A 24,003-nucleotide genomic window follows, 5' to 3' on the forward strand; every position below is an offset into this window, starting at 1 on the left:
ATTTGTAAATTAAAGTTGATTTTGAGTCAATTATCAGTTAAAAAATAAATAAAGAAGTAGAAAAATATCTCTTGATATATCTGACGGTTTTCTCCTTAACATAAAACTTCGTTTCATTAATGATTGCGTTCTAACTTATATACATATACACTCATGTTTAATATAAAACATCATAAAAAAACCACCCACCTAAAAGGCGAGTGGTTTACCATCTAAACTATAATTTTCTATTACTAACTATCTGGCATGATCCAATTGATAATGGGCCAGAGCAGTTTTCAATAACGCCCTGTGCTTCTTGACCTGATCGGCATAATCAGGATCATTTACTATATTTTTATTCTCTTGAGGATCTTTTGTTAAGTCATACATCATCTCTGCCAGTTCTTTACCGGCTTTGTTTCTGAATAATGTATATCTAAACCCTTTTGTTCTTACTGTATCACCTTGTTTCCAACGGCTTAAAGTGTATTCTTTTACAGAAACATCACCATTCATTAATGTGGGTACTAAAGACTGACCTTGCAATTGATCTGGCTGTTCTAACCCGGCTAAATCACAAAGAGTTGGGAAGACGTCGACCATTTCTGCAAAACCTTCTGTTGCTCCAGATTGTGCATTCTTACCAGAATGAGGTTTAATAATAAATGGAACTCTAATGGCAATATCAAATGCTGTGTGCTTTGCCCAGAATGTATGCTCTCCTAATTGCCAACCGTGGTCACCCCAAAGGACAATAATGGTGTTGTCATACAGACCTTGTTTTTTCAGTTCATCAATTAACTCTCCTAAAAGATAATCTGAGAAACTCACTGATGCATAATAACCGTGTTTTAATTTCTTGGCCATTTCAGCATCTATATCCCCTTTTCTAGGAACTGTTCTGTAGGCTCTTAATTCTCCGTAACTCGTTTTTGCAACGGCTGGAATTCCTTCAGGTAAAAATGGATTTTTAGCCATCTCGATCTCATCTTCTTTGTACTCATCCCAAAAACGTTTTGGAGCGACAAAAGGAAGGTGAGGTCTAGCTAAACCAACCGCCATAAAAAATGGCTGATCCATCTTTTTAAATTTCTTTAAACGGTCTTTTGCTAACTCAATGGTTCTACCGTCTAAGAAATCGGTATCCTTACTGTTCTCAACTATCTCGTAAGGAAGTGATTTTTTATAAGGTGCTGTTGGATTTTCGTTATCAGCTACCAATTCTGGATTGTGATACTCGAACATATTTTCAGCTGGATGATATTCCGACCAAGTTCGTTTACTGGCATCTGTTTTACCATGAATCACTTTACCTGCTGAAAACGTATAATATCCATTTTCTTTAAAATGCTGACCCATTGTTACCGCATTGGGCATGTCTTTATCAATCTTTGCCCCTGCATCTACAAAACGTGTAAATGTAGGTCGAACGCCCGTATGCATGGATGCTCTCGAAGCACCGCAAACAGGTACTTGGCAGAAAGCATTGTTAAACGTTGTGGCATGTTCGCTTAATTGATCAATGTTAGGTGTTTTGATGGTTTCATTACCATAGGCACCCAATTCCGGACGTAAATCGTCTACCGTAATAAATAAAATATTCGGTTTATCTTGAGCGAAAACTGTAGCAGGAACGAATAGTATTCCTGCTACAATAGATTTTAATAGTTTTTTCATTAGAGAGCGGCTTTAACTTCTTTTCTCCAAAGGTTGATCGCTTTTTTCAACTCTTTGTGTTTCTTATTTTCAGCATCATAGATGTTATTTGATTCTGATTGATCTTTCTTAAGATCATATACTTCATATACATCTTCTTTGTAGAAGTGGAACATTTTTAAATCTCCATCTCTAACTACTGTACAATAATTATCGCCTGTGCTTTTTAATCTTGCTCTTGACGAATGCCAGAATAACACTCTATCTTCCGTTTTACCTTTAACGATATTGTTTTTGATACTCTTTCCGTCCAAGTGTTCTGTTGGGAAAGTTTTCAAATCACACAATTCCAATAAAGTTGGGTATAAATCTGTATTTGTTGTTACCTGATCAATCACTTTATGTTTAGTGATAGGTGCACCTGCAAAAATCAAAGGAACTTTTGTACCACCTTCGAAAGAGTGACCTTTACCTGCTCTTAAAGGAAGGTTAGATGTTGCTAATTCTCTATTGTTTCCATTTCCTCTGTTAGATAATCCACCGTGATCAGAAGTGAAAACAATAATTGTATTGTCATACATTCCTTTATCCTTCAATTCTTTGACAAGACGACCTAAACTTTCGTCTACCGATTGTACCATGGCAGCATACGTTGGGTTGTTTTGGTGCATCTTTGTCCAACCATCTTTCTCAGTATATTCAGGACCTTCAAAAGTCATCCCTTTTGCCTTCTTTCTATACTTTTTAACATCGTCTTGTTTTGCTTCAAAAGGCGTATGTACACCATAGTGAGACAAAACAGCGAAGAATGGTTTACCCTCATGATCCATGTTGATGAACTTCAAAGTCTCATCAGTCAAACGATCTGTTAAATACTCCCCTTCTTCACCTTCGTCTAATCCTAAGATTTTACCGTGTCCTTTTTTATTAACTTTCTTTGGATTTTTAGGTGTATTATATGGGAAGAAATAAGAATTTGGAGCACCTGCTGCACCGCCAGCAATATTGATATCGTATCCTTTGTTATTAGGCCACTCATCTTCTTCATGACCTAAGTGCCATTTTCCTGTAAAGAAAGTATGGTACCCTTGTTCTTTAAAAGCTTGTCCGATAGTTTTTTCGTTATCGTAGAATTTTTTCCCTTTGATCGTATTTTCATTTCTTGCAGGAATACCCGCTCTTGCTGGGTAACGACCTGTCTGCAAAGCATATCTTGATGGCAAACATCTTGGGTGAGCCACATAAGCGTTAGTAAAATCCACACCATCTTGTGCTAATTTATCAATGTTAGGCGTCTCGTAGAAATCCGAATCATGATGAGAGATATCAAAATATCCCAAATCATCTACTAAAAAGATAATGACATTCTTCTTATTTTGGGCCGATAGTGTTCCCACAGAAAGAAGAAGTACTAAAAAGATAAGTTTTAAGTTTTTCATTTTTATCAATTTAATTTAAAGGATGACTGCATTTACTTCTTTCTGCCAAGATTGTATTGCTTTCATCAATTTTTTAGAGTTTTTATTTTTTGGATCAAATATATTATAGGTCTCGTAAGGATCGTTTTTGAGATTGTACATCTCATAGCGTTGCTCATCATAAAAGTGAAACAACTTTAAGTCTCCTTCCCTTACCACCGTGCAATTCGTATCTCCAGTAGATTTTGGTCTAGCCATTGGAGAATGCCAAAATACTTGTCTATTTATGGTTTTACTTTTTTGTATTGCTAATTTAATACTTATTCCATCTAAATGTTGTTGAGGCACCAAAGGTAACTCACATAAATCTAATAAAGTAGGATAAATATCTGTATTTGTCGTTAGCTGATCTTTATTGACATTTACCTCTCCAAGGTTTCCGGCTAAAATGAAAGGTACTTTCGTTCCCCCTTCATAATTATGTCCTTTACCTGCTCTTAAAGGTAAGTTTGATGTCGCAATCTTACGTTTGTTACCCACACCTCTATTAGACAATCCTCCATGATCTGATGTCAATACAATAATTGTGTTTTCATACAAACCATTTGATTTTAACGACTGCACCACTCTACCCAAAGACTGATCTACCGATTCTATCATAGCTGCGTAAACGGCATCATTTTGATATTGTTTGGTTTCTCCATCCTTCATCAAAAACGCTGGGCCTTCGAAGGACATACCTTCTAATTTCTTTTGGTATTTTTTCACTAAATAAGCCTTGGCTTCTAATGGAGTATGCACCCCATAGTGGTTCAACATCAAAAAGAAAGGACTTTTGTGATCTTGATCTAAGAATTTTACGGTTTCGTCAGTTAAACGATCGGTTAAATATTCTCCCTTTACTCCTTCATCTAAACCTTCAATTGTTCTATGATTTCCCGATCTTTTGGGGTTTTGTGGAACATTAAAAGGATAAAAATATGACTTAGGTGCACCAGCACTGCATCCGGCAATATTCACATCGTATCCTCGGTTTTGAGGCCATGCTTCCTCTGTATTTCCTAAGTGCCATTTGCCTACAAAAGCTGTGGTATAACCATTGTTTTTGAACGCTTGCCCAATAGTAATTTCAGAAGCTTCGATATTACATTCGTCTTTACCGTGTGCTCCTGGAACACCCGCTCTTGCAGGATATTTACCCGTTTGCAAACCATATCTTGATGGCACACATCTAGGATGTGAAACATAAGCATTGGTAAAATCGATTCCTTCTTTTGCTAGAGCATCAATATTGGGTGTCTCATAGAATTCTGATCCATGAGCGGCAATATCAAAATATCCCAAGTCGTCTACTACAAACACCACCACATTTTTTTGTGCGAATGATATTTGAGTGAACATCAAAAAGAATGCTATATAAAGTACGCTTTTCATTATTTTCTGATAGGATAAATCGCCTCTTCTGGAATATCAATAGTTACATTACCCTCCAAGTATTTGTGATCCACTAAAAAGTTATCCGCTTCCTGAAGTGCTTCGAAATACCATCTATTGATGATTCCTTTTTTATAGCCTTGCTTCTTACCATATCCGATGTTGAAGAATGAATGTTCAGCTCCTTTGTAAACATCTAACTTACATTCTACTCCATTTTTCTCGCAGATTTCTTGATAATTACGAGCAACATGTTCAGGTAATACTTTATCTGTATCTCCTACTTCGATTAGTGTAGCAGGGAAATTCTTATTTATATTTTGTCTTGGGCTAAATGCCTCCCAACTTTTAAATCCTGCAGCTTTCACTTCTTGATCTACTAAGCGGTGTGCATACCCTTCTTTACTTGCATCGATAACAGGATTGAAAAGAACCAAAAGGTTGGGTGCATATTCTTCTTCCTTCACTCCCTTGTTTAATGAAGGAATAAATGCTGTTGATGCGGCTAAATGCCCTCCGGCAGATCCACCACCGATAGCAATTTTATTTGGTTTAATTCCAAATTTCTTGGCATTTTCTCGTACATAGGCTACCGCAGATTGTGCATCTTCTACTGCTTCTACGACAGTTGTACCATTAATTTTTCTAAGTCTGTAAGTTGGACAGATGACCACTAAACCTCTTTCAGCAAAGTGTTTTGCTTGACGGTAAAATGCAGATGGGCTTCCTTGGTTCCATCCTCCGCCATGAAAGAAGATAATTGCTCCTTTAGATTTAGCTTGTTTTGTTGGTTTGAAAATGTGCAACTCTAAGTTGACATCATTAACTGTTTTGTAAGTGATTTTTTCATCAGGCTGAATTCCCTGACCAAAAATCAGATGACTAAAACATAGAGTGAATATTGCTAGTAATAAATTCAATTTCATTGAAATGATAGTTTAATATGAACAATAAATTAAGAGTGATGGAGAGCGTGGAGTTCGCCCTCCATCATTTCCTTAATTTTTTATGTGCATGAGTGATTTAAATTACATTACCGCTGGATAGTTTGGCTTGTAATTATTTAAATCTAGTTTCTTAGTCTCAGATACTTCTAAAGATAATTTTGTTAAGTCCTTATCCATTGATGAAGAACCTACCATAATTGTAAAAGTACCTTTTTCAACTACCCAATCCATAGATTGGTTGAAGAACGCTAAATCTTGTGTTGTTAAATCAAATGATACTGATTTTTTCTCACCTGCTTTCAACGTCACTTTAGCATATGCTTTTAATTCTTTTACTGGACGAGTTACCGAAGAGTAATCATCTCTGATATACACTTGTACGATTTCTTCACCCTCCACTTTACCAATGTTTTGAACATCTGCAGTTACCGTAAATGTACCTTCGCCATTAATAGATGTCTTGTTGATCGCTACATTAGACGTTTTGAATTTTGTATAAGACAATCCAAATCCAAAAGCATACAAAGGATTCTTGTTTGTAAACTTGTATTTGTGGAAGTAGTGCGAAGGCTTGTGGTTGTAGTACAACTTGATTTGACCTGCTGTTCTTGGTACTGTTACTGGTAATTTAGCTGAAGGATTCACATCACCGAATAAGATTTCTGTGATTGCTTGGCCACCAAATGAACCTGGCTCCCAAGTTTCTAAAATACCGTTCATGTTGTTTTCTAACCACTCTTCACCGATTGGACGACCGTTCACCAATACTGCAATGACAGGAGTACCTGTTTTCTTAATTGCTTTTATTAATTCTAACTGACGACCAGGAAGGTTGATGTGTGCTCTATCTGTATTTTCACCACACGTCTTCTCAGACCACTTGTATCTTAAAGAGTTCTCACCAACTACAACTACAGCTAAATCAGATTTTGCTGCTCTTGCTGCTGCTTCTTTAATTGCTTTGTCAGTTGTTTTACCAATCACCTCGCCAGAGTTGTAGTAATCCAAAGCAAAACCTTTTTCTTTAGCTACCGCTTCTAATCCTTCTTTTACAGTAATGATTCTGTCAGCAGGTTGTAACCAATGCCAATCACCAAGGATTGTCTCATTGTTTGCGTTAGGTCCTGTTAAGAAAATTTTCTTATGGGCATTTTTCTTTAATGGAAGTATACCATCGTTTTTCAAAAGTACAATTGACTTTCTAGCGATTTCTAATGCAGTTGCTTGATGCTCTTGGTTGAAAACAATCTCTTTTGCTTTCTTTTCATCCGTAAACGGATTTTCGAAAAGACCCAACCTGAATTTTACTTCTAAGATTTTTGCACAAGCTTCGTCTACTCTTTCTTGAGGAACAATACCTGATTTAACACCTTCTACAATAGATTCAGTAAACTTAGGACCGTGCATGTGCATATCCATACCGTTATTTACAGACTGTCTGAATGCCTCATCCATTGTTTCTGTTTGATGATGTAACGAGTGGATTCTTTCGATATCCATCCAATCTGATACGTAGAACCCGTTAAATCCATATTCGTTTCTAACAATATCAGTCATTAATTCTTTGCTGTTGTGACATGGAATACCATTTACTTCGTTGTGGGCAGTCATAATAGAGAATACATCTGCTTCTTGAACTGCTCTTCTGTATGGAGGTAAGTGAACTTCTCTGATTGTTCTCATTGAAATATCCAATGGAGAAGCGTTTGTACCGTTCATTGGTTCACCACCACCGATAAGGTGTTTTGCACAAGCAATTACTTTTTCGTTACCTGTAAAATCGTCTTGTTGGAAACCTTTGATCATTTCCACACCCATGTTACCTACTAAGTAAGGGTCTTCACCAAAAGTTTCACCTACTCTACCCCAACGAGCATCTCTAGCGATGTCGATGTTTGGTGTAAATGCCCAGTGAGAACCCGTTGCTCTCATTTCTTTAGCAGTTTCAACACCCATACGGTAAGACAATGTTTCGTCCCAAGTAGAGGCCAAACCAATTGGCGTTGGATAAATTGTAGCTCCATAGTTCAAACCATTACCGTGGATGGCATCAATACCAATTAATAAAGGAATCCCTAATCTTGATTGTTGTGCTAATTCTTGTAAGTAGTTTGCTTCTTCTCCTGAAATTACATGAAGGAAAGATCCTACTTTACCTTCTTTCGCCATCTGTTCGATGTCTGTATGATGCAAACCAGGGTAGAATCCTAATGCATCATTATTGTGAAGTTCTTCAGGAGATAAATCTTTCTCTGCTTGCTTCATGTGCTCTGGTCCAACGTATTGAGCCATTTGAGCTACTTTTTCTTCCAATGTCATTCTAGACATTAGGTCTGCCACTCTATCATTAACTGCAGCTGCAGGGTTCTTATAAATAGGTTGGTCGTTGTTAGCTTTAGTTTCACAGCCGATAATTCCTACGGCTACTAGTAAAGCAATAATTCCATTGATTAACGTTCTCATGTCGCTTATAAAAAATTAAAATTTACATTCACAAATGTCACCAATACCCTTATAAAAACAGTGGATAAATGATTCTATGAGTCTGAATAATTGTTCAAGTAACAAAGCGAACAAAATTCAAACATTGCGTTTTTTAGTACTCTGAAGGGGTTTTTGATCGATTCTTCACCTTTGAACGTTTTTCAAACCTGCTAGAACAATTCTTACAACTATTGTCCAAAGTACACTTTATACATTTGTGCATGACATAAGTCAAATTTATTTGTTAAGAATTTTTTAAAGACGTTAAACAAAAAAAATATGAAAAAACACTACCTTGATGAATGATTGTAAATAATTATAATTGTTCGACACATTTCACTAGCTGGACTACTGACGCGCTAAATTTAATTACAGCTAGGACTAAATGAAAATTTAAACCAACAACGTGGGTAAAACCACAAAACTGAATCAACAACAATAGTATGATGAAGTGTAGAATACTCTTATTATTATCACTACTTTTTTTTAGCAGTTCTCTTTATGCTCAAAGTGGTGAAGAATATACCGTAGAAGGTGTAGTTGTCGACGAGTCCGGCATTACGCTTCCCGGTGTAAACGTTTACAATCGAGATACAAAAGTTGGTGCAAAAACCGACTTCATGGGTAAATTCAAATTGAAATTACAAGGTGATGTCACTTTGGTCTTTTCATACATTGGTATGAAAACAAAAAGAGTTGAAGTACATCCAACTGATATTACAAACAACGATCTTCAAATCACTTTAAAGGAAGATTTGGAAATGCTAGACGAAATCGTTGTGGTAGGTTATGGTAGCCAAAATGCTTCAGACATGACGGGTTCTGTAAGTCAGTTAAAAGAGAATGAAGATATCACAAGACAATACACTAATGTAGATGAAGTACTTCAAGGTCGTATGGCTGGTGTACAAGTAACTACAAACAGTGGTCAGCCTGGTGGTGGTGTGAGTGTGAAGATTCGTGGTGTAAACTCTTTAAGAGGTAACAACGAACCACTTTACATTGTCGATGGTATGGTGATTAGTTCAGCAGGTGAGGATACCAACAACGCTTTCTCTGATGGTAACGAAGACCAAGGTGTACAAAATGGTCTTGCGGGTATTAACCCAAGAGACATTGCCTCTATCGAAGTGCTTAAAGATGCATCTGCAACTGCCATTTATGGTTCAAGAGGTGCAAATGGTGTAGTTTTGATTACAACAAAGCAAGGTGCAAAAGGTAAAACTAAAATCAATGCTTATTTGTCTACAGAAATGGCTATGATATCAAATAAAGTTGATGTCTTAAACTCTGTGGAATTTGCTCAAATGTCTAACGAAGTTAGATTGAGAAAAGGTTTCTTTCCTCAGTATCATATTGACAATGGGCAAATTTATCAAATCAAAGATGGAATAGTAGACTCTGAAGCATTAGTACAAGTCAACTGGCAAGATGAAATTTATCAGCCAGGTGTGAGTACTACAGCACAACTTTCAGCATCGGGTGGTACGGATAAATCTAAATTCTATATCTCTGGTAGTTTTAACGATCTAAACGGTATTGTTCAAAACTCAAATATGAAGACTGGTGATTTACGTTTGAACTTCCAAACTAACGTTACAGATAAATTAAAGATCGATACACGTATGTCGATGTTTTATTCTCAAGGTCAGTTTGCTCAAGGTGGCTCGAAAGGTGGTAGTAGCCGTTCATTCACTAAGTCAGTCGTAAACTTCCAACCGATCTATGGTCAAGAGGACGATGTATCTGATATTGGTTTAGGATCTCCGGTAGCTTTCTTGCAAGACTATGAAGATTTATCAAATGAATTAAAATTATTTGCTGCATTTAACGCTACTTACTCTATCAGTAAGAGTTTTAAATATCAATTAAGAGCTAATACGAACTACCGTACAAAGGAAAGATCAATTTGGTATGGTAGAGAAACGCAAAAAGGTTCTCAAGTTAATGGAGCTTTGGGTATTGCAGGTATGGATAGAACAGGTTATGTGATCGATAACTTATTGATGTTCAATAAAAAGATCAATAAGAAACATAGAATAGACGCCGTGGTTGGTTTTATTGTTGATGGTGTGGTGACTACTCAATCGAATTCGGAATCTGAAAACTTCCCAGTACATAATTTAAAATCAAGAGCTCCACAATTAGGTCAGACAATCGTTCGTCCTTATACTTCAATACAAAGTGAAGAGTTTTTATTATCAGGTTTAGGTCGTTTCACTTATACATATGATAATAGATATACAGTAACAGCTACAATGAGAGCAGATGGTTCTTCTAAATTTAGAGCCGAAAATCAATTTGGTTACTTCCCTTCTGCAGCAGCTGCATGGCACATCTCAGAAGAAAGCTTCTTGAATACATCTGAAGCAGTATCCAACCTGAAACTAAGAGCTTCTTGGGGTTTAACGGGTAATCAAGCCATTAACCCTTACCAAACGATGACCAATTTCGGTGTTGTTTATTATACTGATGCAAACAATAATCAAATTATTGGTGCTGGCCCTAATAACTTAGGTAATGAATTTTTAAGATGGGAAACAACTACTCAAGCTAACGTAGGTCTTGACTTCGGTTTCCTTCAAGGTAAAATCTACGGTTCAGTAGACGTATTCCACAAAAGAACAGACGACCTTCTTCAAGCCATTCAATTACCTCCTTCTACAGGTTTCCAAAGTTACCTAACTAACAGAGGTTCTATCGAAAATAAAGGTATCGACTTTATGTTAGAAACAGTGGCTTATGCGAAGAAAGATTGGAACATTACTCTAGGAGGTAATATCTCAGTGGTAAGAACAAACGTGTTGGACTTAGGTATTCCTGAAGCTCCAGTATATATCAATGGAGAACAACAAATGGCTTCTTATTACCTAGGAAATAACGTTTCGTCTGGTACTTATTTCAAACAACCTTCAAACATTTTTATGGTGGGACAACAAGTAGGTATGTTCTGGGGATATAAAACGGACGGTGTTTATCAAACAGCTGAAGAGGCCGCTAATGGTACTAAAGTAAATGGCCAAACACCTTCTGCAGGTGATATTCGCTTCGTAGATCAAAATGGTGATGGTAACATCGATAATGATGACTTAACTATTATCGGTAACCCTAACCCTTGGTTTACATTTGGTTTCAACGCGAAAGTATCTTATAAAAATCTTACAGTAAGTGCTTTATTTACTGGTGCTATTGGACAAGAGATTGCTAACGGAAACTTATTGATCGAAAGTGATGCAGATCAAAATAATAAAAACATTAGACCTGATGCTTATTATAATGCTTGGAGAGAAGGTAGCACAAATGCTACAGCTCCTCGTTTAGCACATCCTGATGCATCTCTTTTTACGGATAGAATTATTGAAAGAGGTGATTATTTGAGGTTATCTAACTTAACAGTAGGATATGATGTACCGATTAGTTCTAGAAGCGTTGAACGTCTAAATATTTTCTTCGCTGCAAGAAACTTATTTACGATCACAAACTACTCTGGTTACGATCCTGAGTTGACTACTTTCATGGGTGATGGTACAATCATGAATGTTGATTGGAACTCATTCCCTAATGCTAGATCATTTACACTTGGTGCCAACATTACCTTCTAATTCAACGTCATGAAAAATAAATTAATCATATTTCTATCATTTGTCCTTTTTGCAACCACGAGTTGTTTAAAAGAAGATCCTCCATTTTTAAGTGATGAAAACTTATTCGAAACGGATGCGGGTGTACAAACTGCAGTAAATGGTATATATGCTTCAGTAGCCGGATTTAACTACTATAGTTCTGATTATTTTCAACTTACCGCTTACCACTCAGGATCATTTATGTCTGGTAGAAGTGTTGACTTTAATGGTATTGCTGCCCTAAACCCACTTCCTAACCTAACTTTTGTGGAAAATGTTTGGAATGCTTCTTACCAATCTATCAATAGAGCTAATGAAACAATTATAGGTGTTGAAAAATTCCAAGAAGATCCCTCTGATGTTGTTTTAAATGAGTTGGGACAAACCTACTTCTTAAGAGGTTTAATGTACTATAACTTGGTGAGATTATATGGTGGTGTACCGATTCGTACTGGTAAATTAGATATCAACGAATTGCACATAGCTAGATCTACAGAGACTGAAGTATATAATCAAGCAATTAGTGATTTGAAAATGGCTGATTCTCTTTTATATGAGAAAGAAGCACAGACATTAGGTCGCCCAGCTAAAGCAGCCGCAAATATGCTACTTGCAAAAATCTATATGACACTTGCAGGAAATGATAGCAACTCAGAATACTGGAAAATGGCTGAAACGGAAGCCTTAAAAGTATATGGTCAATACATGTTGATGCCTGATTACCATCAGTTATGGATAGAAGGTACTCGTAACAACAACATGGAGTCGATCTTTGAGATGCAATACAGTATGGCAAATAGTGGTAATGTTATTCGTTTACACACGCCATCCAATGCATTCTCTGGTAACTCTTGGGGTAGAATCTTAATCAACCCTGAATATGTTGATCCTGATACAGACAAAATTGCATTAGGGGCATTCGATCAACAAGATCCTCGATTCGAAGCGACGATCATGTATAACTACATGAAATACAACAATGATGGTACAGAGAATGGTGAACAAAAGATCTACCCTATTACTAATAGAAATAATAAAAACTCTGGTTTCCCATTTGTAGCTAAGTATTGGATTAACGACCATACAAAAACTACTCCTTATTCTGATGCCAACTTCACAGTAATGCGTTATGCTGAATTATTGTTGATGTTAGGTGAAATCAGCAATGAGTTAGGTAAAACGGGCGAAGGGGAAACTTATGTAAACGAAGTTTTAAACAGAGCAAGAAACTCCGCTGGTGGTGACGGTATTCACCCTATCGATTGGTCAGGTCTTACTCAAGATGAATTCAGAACGAAAATCATGAACGAGTACAGATACGAACTACTTGGTGAAGGAGGAGATTGGTTTAGAAACAGACGTAGAGGTTTAGAGTTTTTCCAAAACAACATCATCAACTTCCACAATGACTTTGTTCTAACAGATGGAGAAGGAGAAGTTAAAGGTATTGACATTTTCTATGAAAATGCTGAAAGAGCTATGCTTTTACCTATTCCTGCAACAGAAATCAATACTAACCAGCTTATTGGTAGTGAACACCAAAACCCTGGTTACTAATAGATATATCCATTGATCATGAAGAAATATATTCTTAGCATATTATTTATCACTTGTGCATGGTTTTCAAGCCATGCACAAGAAAAGAAAAACATTCTATTTATCGCTATAGACGATCTTAAACCTACGATTGGTGCCTATGGTGATGATTACGCTATCACTCCAAATATGGATAAATTAGCGGATCAAGGGACTGTTTTTCTAAATAACCACTGCCAACAGGCTGTTTGTGGTCCTTCTAGAGCAAGTTTATTAACTGGCTTACGTCCTGACTTAGTTCAAGTTTGGGATTTGAAAACAAAGATTCGTAACAAACGTCCAGACGTTGTTACTTTACCACAATACTTTAAAGAAAGTGGTTATTTAACGTATGGTGTAGGTAAAATCTATGATCCAAGATCTGTAGATGCTGAACTAGATGCTCCATCTTGGTCAGAATATACTTACCCTAAAGATTTAAAATATGCTGAGGGTTATGCAGAACCTGCTTTCTCCTATTATCAGGATCCTTACAATGTAAAAAGAGTAAGAGAGTTGAGAAAAGAGGCGATGGAAAAAGGTATCGAGAAAAAGAAAATCAATAAATGGGTGCAAAAGCAATTCAAACCAGCATTTGAAAAAGCGGATGTTCCAGACGATGCCTACATTGATGGAGCCATTACTAATCAAGGTGTAGAATACATCAAAGAATTGGCACAACAAGATCAACCTTTCTTTTTGGCTGTTGGTTATAAACGTCCTCACCTTCCGTTTGCTGCCCCAACTAAATATTGGGATTTGTATAACGAAGACGAGGTGCCATTAGCAAAATTCCAACACAAAGTAAAAGGTGGATACGACAAAGCGTATCATACATCAAGCGAATTGAGAGGTTACAAAACAGAAGGCCTTGAGATTGGTGAAGAAGATGGTTTAGCAGTTGTATCAGAAAAAGGTCAACGTCAATTAATCCACGGTTATTATGCGGCTACTTCTTATGTAGACAAATTGATTGGACAATTGATCGATCAACTTCATGAAAGTGGTTTAGAAAAAAATACAATTATTATCCTTTGGGGCGATCACGGATGGCACTTGGGAGACCATAGACTTTGGAACAAACACTCCAACTTTGAGCAAGCTGCAAAATCGCCTATGATTATTGTAGATCCTACTCAAAAAACAGTAAAACAAGTTAGTTCCGTAACAGAGTTTGTTGACATCTACCCTACTTTAGCAGATATGGCTGGACTTCCAGTACCTACTCATTTATCAGGTAAATCTTTACAACCTGTATTAGATGGCTCTAAAGATAGAGTAAAAGACTATGCAGTTACTCAAATAGCTAGAGGCCCTGTGAATGGCTATTCTTTAAAAAGTGGTCATATCAGATACACTGTTTGGTACAACAACAATCCAAGATTTAAAAATTCTTTAGACGGATGTAAAAGAGTAGCTGAAGAGCTTTACGATTACGAAAAAGATCCTTTAGAAACTGTCAATCATGCCAATGAAAAAGAATATAAGGCAACATTGGAAGCAATGAGAGCTTTATTCCTTGACTTTTTTAATAATGAAAGAGAGTATAAAGATTTTGAAGTAGGTAAGGTAGAAACTCCAGCAGGAAACTGGGAAGCGGAAGCGAACAAGAGAATAGAAAAGTACCGTAAAGGAGATGTTACTCTAACGGTATTTGATAAAAAAGGAAACGAAATTAATGGGGAGATTTTCATTGAACAAGTAAACCATCAGTTTCGTTGGGGAGGTATTATCGATTCTCGTCTTTTAGGAGGTGCCAATAAAGAAAAATACCAAAATGAATTTGCCAATATGTTTGAGCATGCTGGTTTTGAAAATGCTTTAAAAATTAAGCACAAAAAACTGTATGACAAGTATGAAGAAGCCATTATTCCTTTCCTAAAGGAAAATAATATTTCGCTTCGTGGTCATGCTTTAGTTTGGGAAAAGACCAAAAACATGCCGAAAGATCTACAAGAATTAGCAGCAAAAGAAGATACAGCTGCTTTAATGAAAGGTCTTGAAAGTTATGTGGATTACGGTCTTGAAAACTATGATGTAACAGAATGGGATTTGTTGAATGAGCCTCGTGAATGTCATGAAGTTCAAGACATGACAAAACAAAATAGCTGGGCACATTGGTTCCACTATGGAGGTAAAGTAAGAAAAAATGATAATGTTAGGTTATTCTTAAATGAGAATAAAGTGATATCATCACCTTACAAAACTGCACAAAAGAACATACAATTCCACTTAGATGTCATCAATGGTATTCTTGCAGAAGGAGCTCCAATAGAAGCATTAGGTTTTCAATCAAGAATGAAACAGCACATTGCTCCTCAAGATATTTATGATCGCTTAGAAACTTTCGCTCAGTTTAACTTACCTATGTTGGGTACTGAATTTGAAATCGTAGATTCTGGTTATCAAAAATTTACAGATAAAGATAGAGCAGAAATTACTAAAGAAGTGATGACTATTTACTTCTCTCACCCTAAGGTGGAAGGTTTATATGTTTGGACTCCTTTCGGTAATGTGAAGAAAGCTTTTTACGATCTGGAATTAAATCCAAGACCGGAAGCAAAGGTTTGGAAAGAGCAACTTCAAAAGTGGACAACTACCCTGACGGCCAATGCTGAAGCAGGGAAAGTGAACTTCAGAGGATTTAAAGGACAATATAAAATTTCTTACACTCACAAGGGGAAAACGTATTCTCGTTTGATTGATGTGAAAGATGCAAAAAACAATATTAAAGTTAAGCTTACGGAACTAAACAACTAAATGATTTAGAGATGAAAAAATTACTTTACATACTATTCGCTACAGCTTTACTAACTGTAGTTGGTTGTCAGAAAGATGACATTGACAGATCTGTAGGTTCGGAATACTTAGAAGATCTTTATTATAACGATAGTATTTTTACTCCTAACCAATCGGTAGAATCAAGCATTCCGGAATTTGAGGTGACTTATGGTGTTGCTTTTAATTTTGGTGGATTATTCGTGAATGGTGAAGAAGTTGAAGATCAAGAAGAAAATATTTCAGTAGATAAAAATACAGGTGCTATTTCTGTAAAATCAACTGCTTTATTTGATAAAAATGAAGATTACAAGGTATCGGTAATTGCTTACACTGTAAGTGGTGTTACTCCTCATCCAGATGCTTGGGCATTCAGAATTACAGACCTTTTATACTATTCTGAAGCACAACCTGAAGTAGGACCATTCTTGAATGCCACCATCTTCAATTTAGATGGAAACAGCAGCAATACTGAAATCTCATTCGATGAATTTAAAATTGTTTCTGATAACGATACTATCTTAAATGCGATTACTGTTGACGCTGAAACTGGTAACATTCAAAAAGTAAACTTCCTAGATGCAGGAGAATATACTTTCGATGTGGAAGGTATCTCTGGTGAGGATATTTACATGGCAAATATCAAATTGACTGTTGGAGAGCCTAACATTGTTTACCAACCGAATACGTTTACTATCGAAGCTGTTCAAGATTTATCAGTTACTCCAATTACTCTTCAAAACTTAGAAGGATGTACTTTCACACTTGAAGGAATTGAGGGCTTAAATGGTATAACGATTGATGAAAATGGTCAGATTGAAGTTCCTGTAAATCACAATAGTGATAAAGACTCATATAATGTAACAGTTATTGCAACTGATGGAGAAAACATTATTGAATTTGAGAATGCTTTGACAATCAATGTTGTTGAAAGTATTGACCCAAGTATTGTTTATCAATTCTCTAAAGTGACTTTATCTCCTTGGTCTGCATACAATCTAATTCCAACAGAATTTACATTACCATATTTAGCAACAGTTCGTCTAAATACAGCACTTCCTACTGGTATGTCATTTGATGCTTCAAATGGTTCTATTGCAGTTGAAGGAGATTTGAATTTAGAAAATGGTAACTACCCTGTTGACTTAACAGTAATTACTTCGGACGGTGCTGAAATTGACCTTGGTACACTTTCTACAATCGTTATTGAAAGAAGAGAGAAAGAAGTTATTTTCACAGATGATATGTCAACTGACTTAATCGGTGACGTTTATACCATTTTCCAAGCACAAAGAAATGAAACAACAGGTGGTGTAGAAAATGATAGAGCATCAGCTGGTTTCCTTTTAAATGATGGTTATAGAAACCAAATGCAAAGATGGAATAAAGATTATTGGAGAGTAGCTTACCTTGGTTTGTCTATTGATGCTTCTGAAATCATTAATGCTGAAATTGAGTTCTTCACCTACTTGAATAATGAGCAACAAGAATATAGAGACGATCAAAATAACTTAATTTATAGAGAAGACTTCTTCCTATTTGGTTATTTATCAAATTATACTCAAAATATAGTTCCTGATATTGGAGGTAGAGATAATGATCAAGGTCTAAATGATGCTACTTTATCACGAGAAAATTCAGCGATAATAGCAAGAGATAAACAAGTTTGGACTAAATCAAATGCTGATGGAAATGCTATTCAGATTCCAAATGAGAGGTTAAATGACAATAATCAACATCTTACAATGGTTTGGAAAGCCGAAAAAGATTACGATGAAATTCATGCATCAGGAATTGATCCAAATGGACCTAAAGCACATAACTTCCATGTGAAGAACATCACAATTAAAGCAAACACAAAATTTGTGGAGGAAGTAGAGTAAATCATTCTTTTTTGAAGAAGTGATGTAATGAGGGAAGAATAATATTGCAAACAATAGTTATTCTTCCCTTTTTTTAAACTCAGAAAATCTTATCTTAGAAAGATGATCATTCTAAACATATAATATTTGAAATATTTATTACTTACATTCTTATTCCTTTTAGGAGGTTCACCTATCTTCGCTCAGTTTGAAGAAAACTTACAATTCGATCATTTCAGTGTAGAAAATGGATTATCTAGTCATATTGTTTACACTTCAGTAAACGATAAGAACGATTTCACATGGATTGTCACTCCTTATGCAGTACAAAGATTTGATGGTAAATCGTTTAGAAATTATAAAATCATTGGTACTGACCAACAAGAAATTCACTTCTTTAAAAACCACTCAGGATTATATTTAGACTCCAAAGAACAGTTATGGTTTTATTGTCGTAAGGGTTTGTTCCTTTATGATGAAAATACCGATCGTTTCGAGGTTTTTAAATTAAAAGGACAGCCTCAGCATAGAGGATACAATGGTATTACAGAAAACCAAGGCAACTACTACTTTTTATCATGGCAAATGATTTTAAAGTGGAATCCTAAAAAGAATACTTTCAAAAAAATTAATCTAAACAAGCGAATTACATCAAGTTGTGACTATGGAACACAAGGGATGCTTATTGCTAGTCCTAACGGTTTACAGATTATAAAAAATGATGAAATTCAACCCTTCCAACTATACGGCATCAACTTAAAAGGGGCTGGCATTACTAGCCTATTTAAAAGTGCTGACAATACAGTCTGGATAGGCACCTACAATAAAGGCATCTACTTGATTAGAAATAATCAGATCCATCATATCAAAAAGAACATTGATTATAAAATCAGTGCCTTTTCTGCTTTTAATAATAAAGTTATTGCTGCAACAGACGGCTATGGTGTAATGGTATTTGACTTGGATGGACATGAATCTGATAAATCAAATATTAAATCCCTTAGCGGGTTAGCCATAAATGATTTAAATGTCGATGAACACAATCGTCTTTGGGTTTCTACATATGGTAAAGGTTTTTATTTACACAACCCTCATAAACCTTATCTTAAAAAAATAAATACAGATCCTGATGCCCATATGAATTCGAATCATGGGTATTGTTCGTTTAGAGATTCTAAAAAAAGACTCTTGTTGGGTACTGACAAAGGTTTGGTAATTCGTGATAAAAACGCTAAAAAACGATTCTTGAGACCGAATCACTTTGTCAAAAACTTTAAGAAGAGCGACAGCTTTGTTATCAATAATATAGTAGAAGATAGACATCAAAACTTTTGGGTTTCTTCTTATGGATTTGGTCTATTCTATTTAGATGGGAAGACATTCAAAGTCATCAAATCCATAAAAACATTCAACGCAAACGACAAAGAGTATAGCAGTAAGTTTATTGTTCAGCTTTTACTTTATGGCGATAATATCTATTTCAAATTGGTCAATGGGTTTATTTTTGAGATGGATATCAACACTTATAATTTCAAGTATCACCCAATTTCCAGTGTATCTCAGCTATTTTATAGTCCACATCAAGGTAAACTATTTTTAGCCAATCATGAAGGTATACATGAGGTAACGAAAAAGTCTACAAAACTAATTGCTTTGCTTGATAAAAATACGGTGACTTGCTTTGAAGCTATCAATGATACCAAGATTCTAATTGGTACAGAATCCAGTGGAATTTTCCTATTTGATATTCAAAACGCGAGTATTACTCCTGTCGTAACAGAAGGGCGTATCAGTTTACCAAATCATGTCAATCAGATTATAAAATCTGGTTTTCAAGATTATTATGTGTTAGGCGACAATAGTATTTATAGCTTCTCTTACCAAGAGGGTAAAATTAATAATGTTCATCGCTTACTTAAGAAAATAGAAACGCACCAAGGATCGGGATGTATCAATAATAATTCATTGATTATTGGAACATATGATGGTTTTTACTCCTTCCCTATCAACTTTAAATCAACGGATAATAATGTCAATAAACTCACTTTTGATAAGTTATATATCGATGGTAAATTAATAGTTCCTGATGATAAAAATAACCTTACTAAAAGTGTAAATGCAAGCGACACTATCTATTTAAATCACCCAGATAGAGGCTTTGCTTTGGATTTAATCAGTCCAGATTATAGAAATGATGCCATCCTATACAATTGGAAATTAGAAGGGTTTGACGAAGATTATTCTAAGAGATCCATCTTGTCACAAGTAAAATATCAGAACCTTCCTTATGGTACTTATGAATTAAAGGTAAGTATGTTCTCAGGGAGAAAATTAAAGGAATTGGATCATAGAAATTTAACGATTATCGTGGCTCCTCCTTTCTGGAAAACCACTTGGGCCAAGGCTATATATTTCTTCCTATTTATAGTGATTTTATGGTTGATTTATAAGAATTACTATGATTACCTACAGCAAAAAAATCTAAAGGCAAGAAATGCTGTTTTTGCTGAAATTGCACACGAACTAAGAACGCCATTAACTTTAATGCAAGGTCCACTCCAAAAGTTAGAAGCTGATACCAACTTAGATGAAACTGCCTCTAGACTATTGGGCATGATTCGAAGTAATTTAGTAAGACTGAATAAACGCATCTCTCAACTATTGGATTATGAGCGTATTAATCAGGTAAATGAAGAGTTAATAGTAAAAGAATTTGATGTTATTGATCTTACGAAAACTTTATCTCGAGATTTTGAACCAATGCTAGAGAAGAAAGGGGTGAAGATTAATGTGCAATCAACATCAGATACTATTTCTGTAAAATTAGACTTTGATAAAGTAGAAAAGATCATATATAATCTCATTTCCAATTCTATCAAATACACGAAAGAAAATGATGTCATCAACATTCAAATTGATCAAAAAGATGAACATTTTTCACTTAGTGTAGAAGATCATGGAATGGGTATTCCGAAGGAAAATCAAAAACACATTTTCAAACGCTTCTACAGAGCTGAAAATGTGATGAAAAACCAAAAGATTGGTAGTGGTATTGGTCTTGTGCTTTCGTATAAATATGCTTCATTAATGAATGGTAAAATCTATTTCAAGAGTGAGGAAAATGTACAAACCACTTTCTTTTTAGAGCTACCATTAAGAGTGGAAGGTTTAGAGAACGACACTGTTCCTAATGATATTTCACACTATGGTGAAGAGTTTTCTGAAAAAGATAAGGAAAAATATGATTTCAAAATTGCTGTTGCAGAAGATAATAAAGAGTTAAGAACATTTATTCAATCCGCATTAACTGATTCATTCGAGGTAGATGTTTTCGAAAACGGCAAAGTCTGTTACGATGCATTGTTAGAAAACGATTATGACATCGTTATTTCAGATGTGATGATGCCAGAAATGAATGGATATGAACTTTGTGACAAGATCAAAGGCAATATAGAAACTTCCCATCTTCCAATTATCTTGTTAACAGCGCTAAATGCATCTATGTACAAAGCTGAAGGGTATATGCATGGTGCAGATCATTATGTTATCAAGCCTTTTGATATTCGAATGTTGAAGTTCAGAATTATCAATTTGGTAGAAAATCGTAAGACGTTAAGAAGCTTGTATCAAAGTAAAATACAAGAGGGTGTTGTCATTCCAAAGATCAACGAGAAGGTGGATAGTTTGGATGATCAGTTCTTAACAAAGATTGACGAACTTATTGATAATCACCTAACTGACCCGAATTACAACGTAATGGAGATCTGTAAAGATGTGGGAATGAGTCGTCCGGTTTTGTATAGGAAACTCAAGGCATTAACCGACTTATCACCTAAAGAATATATACAAACAAAGAGATTAAATCACGCTAAAAAGTTGCTACTCGAATCAGACGAAAGTATCAGTAATGTTGCTTACGAAAGCGGATATTCTGATCCTAAATATTTCTCGACTGTGTTTAAAAAGCAGTTTGGTATGAGTCCAAGTGAATATTTAAAATCATTTGAATCAAAAAATTAGTAATTTTAAGCTCAACATTAAATCATCATTAATTACCAATTATAAATGGATTTAAAAAAACATATCAGAGATATTCAAGATTTCCCAAAGCCAGGTATTGGTTTTAAAGATATTACTACTTTATTAATCAACCCTGAAGCGATGAAAGAAGCCTTAAATCAATTTGTTGATTTAGCAAAAGGCAAGGGAATTACAAAAGTGGTCTCAATGGAATCAAGAGGTTTCTTTTTCGGTCCTATGATCGCACTAGAAATTAATGCAGGTTTTATTCCGGTAAGAAAGCCGGGTAAATTACCAGCTGAGACGATTGCTCAAGAATATGCTTTGGAATATGGTACAGATACCTTAGAAATACACAAAGATGCTATTCAGAAAGGCGACAAAGTACTTATCCACGACGATGTATTAGCTACTGGCGGTACTGCAGAAGCTGTGGTAAAATTAGTAGAAGCAGCAGGTGGAGAAGTGGTTCAATTAGATTTTATCATTGACCTAACTTTCTTGAATGGAATTGATAAACTAAAAGGATATCAAGTTAATTCTTTAGTACAATATTAATCACAAAGCTGTCTTGTTTAAGACAGCTTTTTTTATTTCCTACTATGAGTCATTTATATATTCAAACTATTACTACATCTGCTCTTCAAACACCTCAATTTTATCAAACACTAGGTTATGATATTAAAGAAGTCGAAAACACTAAATGGGCAGTATCTATCTCTTCTATCATTAAAATCGGAGAACATCAGCAAGATCGTTTAGGTCTAATATTATTTGATGCTCAAGCCTCATCACTTCTATCTGATAAAGGATATAAAGTGTATAACAACTCCGTCAATGATTTTGTATTGTCCCCTTCAGGTGTCAAAATATATATTCACTCTACTCCTGTTCCTTCTTTAGAGAACAACAATTCTCTCGTTGCAGGTAACTGTATGGGTATTTCTTTAGAAACTCCTTCTATGGAAGATTCTGTGGCATTTTGGGAGGCTTTAGGGTTCAGTATTGCTATGGGTGAGATCAACCAAGGATGGGTGGCTATGTCACACACCTCAGGAAGTATGATCAGCTTGATGAAAGCAGGGATGTGTCCTCATCAATTCTTTAATCCGTCACTTACTTTCTTTAATGGAAAAGAGGGAAACCCGGTAGTGATTGATAAAATCAGAAAATTAAATATTGATATAGCAGAGGAAATTACATTCTTTAGTAAAGTAAACGAAGTTGATAACATCATTATTAAAGACCCCGCTGGAATTGGCTTTTTTATCTTTAATGATTAGAAAAAACAGACCATTTAATATATATCAAATGATCTGTTCTACATGTTAATTATCTGATGATGGGTAAAAGTGTAAAGAATAATCTCTTTCTGCTATTGATTCAAAATAACTATAGTAGTGCGCAACCAATGTGCACAAAAAAAAGGTGATTCCAATTTTATTTGAAATCACCTTTCTTTTCGTCGTACAGTATTACTTTTTAAATTTTGTAGTCAATTTATTCAGAATTCGATTTGAATATATCATTCCTGACAATATGATTCCGAGTCCGAATAACTTAATAAGTCCAAAAAATATTTCAGTCATATTTAAGTAGTTAATAATTCTACAAATTAGTTGATTGTTGAGTTGGTGTTATAATGTATATAACCATCAATATAGTTATTGATTTTTGTCAAAATAGCCCCTTTCATGTCTCCACATCTTTGCTTTTGGCTTTCTGAACAAATTTCTTCGATGGCATCATAGGTTCTTTGATAAACCATTTGCTCCACATCTTTAAAGTCTTGAGAGTTGGTATCATAAATGTACTTCGCTCCCATTAATACTTTATTATATGAATTAAGCTTTTCTTTTAAGTCCGCTACTTGAGCATCATCAAAGCCAAGCATTTCTTTTACTTTACCCAATTCGTATTCCGTGATCTGAATAATTCCTAAAGTAATAAGACTTTCTCTGTCTAATTGCTTATTTCTTTTCTCCCAGAATTGAATTTGTTTTTCGTTTCTTAATTGAAAGTTATTTTCTGCGATACCAGAAACTGCATTTACGTAGTCTCTTCTTAATTCTCTAATCTCAGCTACCTGTTGATCAGAAAGAGTAATAACACTTGTAAGCCAATCGATATATTCATCTACTGCCATTCTACTCTGGTTATCATTCTCTGCGTTAACAAGCTGGACAAAAAGTACAAAGAATAAAGCTGATAGTAATTTTTTCAT

At 35.2% G+C, this 24,003-nt stretch carries 13 protein-coding genes; 7 read left to right on the forward strand and 6 right to left on the reverse strand.

Annotated elements, in window-relative coordinates:
- Window positions 1–237 precede the first annotated feature (237 nt).
- The 5 genes from KMW28_RS28200 to KMW28_RS28220 all read right to left on the reverse strand — a co-directional run bounded on the left by KMW28_RS28200 (window position 238) and on the right by KMW28_RS28220 (window position 7,900).
- Window positions 238–1,659 carry a sulfatase gene (locus KMW28_RS28200; RefSeq protein WP_169662517.1) on the reverse strand — a complete coding sequence of 474 codons (1,422 nt, stop codon included), beginning with the start codon at window positions 1,657–1,659 and terminating at the stop codon, window positions 238–240.
- Complete coding sequence (locus tag KMW28_RS28205; RefSeq protein WP_169662516.1) at window positions 1,659–3,077, reverse strand: sulfatase; 1,419 nt, start codon at window positions 3,075–3,077, stop codon at window positions 1,659–1,661. The genes KMW28_RS28200 and KMW28_RS28205 overlap by 1 nt, the downstream gene beginning before the upstream one ends.
- 15 nt (window positions 3,078–3,092) lie before the next feature.
- Window positions 3,093–4,490 carry a sulfatase gene (locus KMW28_RS28210; protein WP_169662515.1) on the reverse strand — a complete coding sequence of 466 codons (1,398 nt, stop codon included), beginning with the start codon at window positions 4,488–4,490 and terminating at the stop codon, window positions 3,093–3,095.
- Complete coding sequence (locus tag KMW28_RS28215) at window positions 4,490–5,416, reverse strand: alpha/beta hydrolase (protein ID WP_169662514.1); 927 nt, start codon at window positions 5,414–5,416, stop codon at window positions 4,490–4,492. Before KMW28_RS28215 ends, KMW28_RS28210 begins: the two co-directional genes overlap by 1 nt.
- A 102-nt stretch (window positions 5,417–5,518) precedes the next feature.
- The gene (locus tag KMW28_RS28220; RefSeq protein ID WP_169662513.1) at window positions 5,519–7,900 is read right to left on the reverse strand and encodes a glycoside hydrolase family 3 N-terminal domain-containing protein; all 2,382 of its coding nucleotides are present in this window, start codon (window positions 7,898–7,900) and stop codon (window positions 5,519–5,521) included.
- 464 nt (window positions 7,901–8,364) lie between these two features.
- On the opposite strand from KMW28_RS28220, the gene KMW28_RS28225 reads away from it, so the two are divergent.
- The 7 genes from KMW28_RS28225 to KMW28_RS28255 all read left to right on the forward strand — a co-directional run bounded on the left by KMW28_RS28225 (window position 8,365) and on the right by KMW28_RS28255 (window position 23,062).
- Window positions 8,365–11,523, forward strand: coding sequence for a SusC/RagA family TonB-linked outer membrane protein (locus KMW28_RS28225; RefSeq protein ID WP_169662512.1), 3,159 nt, complete (start codon window positions 8,365–8,367; stop codon window positions 11,521–11,523).
- A gap of 9 nt (window positions 11,524–11,532) precedes the next feature.
- A complete protein-coding gene (locus tag KMW28_RS28230; protein ID WP_169662511.1) occupies window positions 11,533–13,101 on the forward strand; it encodes a RagB/SusD family nutrient uptake outer membrane protein in 1,569 nt (522 codons plus the stop codon).
- A gap of 18 nt (window positions 13,102–13,119) precedes the next feature.
- Window positions 13,120–15,879 carry a sulfatase-like hydrolase/transferase gene (locus KMW28_RS28235; protein WP_169662510.1) on the forward strand — a complete coding sequence of 920 codons (2,760 nt, stop codon included), beginning with the start codon at window positions 13,120–13,122 and terminating at the stop codon, window positions 15,877–15,879.
- An 11-nt stretch (window positions 15,880–15,890) separates the two neighbouring features.
- Entirely contained in the window at window positions 15,891–17,780 is a 1,890-nt protein-coding gene (locus tag KMW28_RS28240) for a putative Ig domain-containing protein (RefSeq protein ID WP_169662509.1), read from the forward strand.
- A gap of 126 nt (window positions 17,781–17,906) precedes the next feature.
- Window positions 17,907–21,779 (forward strand): hybrid sensor histidine kinase/response regulator transcription factor, encoded by a 3,873-nt coding sequence (locus KMW28_RS28245; RefSeq protein WP_169662508.1) that lies wholly within the window; start codon window positions 17,907–17,909, stop codon window positions 21,777–21,779.
- A 45-nt stretch (window positions 21,780–21,824) separates the two neighbouring features.
- Entirely contained in the window at window positions 21,825–22,337 is a 513-nt protein-coding gene (locus tag KMW28_RS28250) for an adenine phosphoribosyltransferase (RefSeq protein ID WP_169662507.1), read from the forward strand.
- A gap of 44 nt (window positions 22,338–22,381) precedes the next feature.
- Window positions 22,382–23,062, forward strand: a complete 681-nt coding sequence (locus KMW28_RS28255) for a hypothetical protein (protein WP_169662506.1) — start codon at window positions 22,382–22,384, stop codon at window positions 23,060–23,062.
- Window positions 23,063–23,394: 332 nt separating this feature from the next.
- Here the strand turns inward: KMW28_RS28255 and KMW28_RS28260 are convergent, their stop codons facing one another.
- Window positions 23,395–24,003, reverse strand: a complete 609-nt coding sequence (locus KMW28_RS28260; protein WP_169662505.1) for a hypothetical protein — start codon at window positions 24,001–24,003, stop codon at window positions 23,395–23,397.

Origin of the sequence: Flammeovirga yaeyamensis, assembly GCF_018736045.1 — a bacterium.
GTDB classification, from domain to species: Bacteria; Bacteroidota; Bacteroidia; order Cytophagales; family Flammeovirgaceae; genus Flammeovirga; species Flammeovirga yaeyamensis.